Annotated in this window: 1 protein-coding gene; it reads left to right on the top strand. The window is 46.3% G+C overall.

Translation table 11 applies throughout. The features are described 5' to 3' along the window. On the top strand, nucleotides 1-825 hold an 825-nt coding region (locus R7Q48_RS26205; RefSeq protein ID WP_318133111.1), incomplete at both ends, for a PAS domain-containing protein.

Here is an 825-nt window from a genome sequence, read left to right as displayed (position 1 = left end):
CGAAGCCATTCAACAAACAAGAGTTGGCGGCACGTATCCAAGCGCATTTAACAGCAAGTAAAGCGGAAATGCGCCATATGGAAAACAAAGTGCTGGAGTCAGAGCTTAGACAGCGTGCTGTCGTCGAAGCAAGCCTTCTTGAAACTCAAGGTCGTTTGTTAGAACAGCTAGAATCTGCTCCGGAAGCTATTATTTGTCTGCGAGAAGATCAGCGTATTCGTTTTGCCAACGAAGCGGCTTGTAAGCTATTCAAACGCAGTTTAGAGCAACTTAAACGCTCGTCAGCTGACGAACTGATCGCACCAAAATATTTGACGGTGAAGCAGCCTCATTATTGCGGCAAGATTGATATCTACATTGAGGATATTCGTCAAAACATTGAAGCCGACATTCTAAAACTGCCAGAAGGCTCTGGCTTAGATGTGATGTACATCTTTAATGTCGGTGGTGGAGCTAACGCCGCGCGTATTCATAACCTAGAAACTGCGGTAGAAGTACTCTCAAGTTATGCATTCGATGGTGATAGAGACCAGTTGCAGAAACTCAAAGAGCTTGGCGGAGAGTTTACTCGTTTGGCTGATAAGGCTTTGGGCAACAAAAAAGATAAGCAAGATTTGATGCGTGAAGTGTTGGTCGATGCCATGACGCATGCATTGGACTATTGGGAGTCTGTTACGGGTGAAAGTAAATTTGCGTTTGCCGAACAAAGTGGACTGTGGCGCGTCTACCTCGACCGAAGCACACTGCAAACCCGCACGCTCGATAAATACATGCGTATCGAAACTCTGCCTAAAACACCGCGCTGGAGAACGGTTCTGAGTTCGA

This window comes from Vibrio sp. 378 (assembly GCF_033339435.1).
This window is presented reverse-complemented; position numbering and strand designations above follow the sequence as displayed.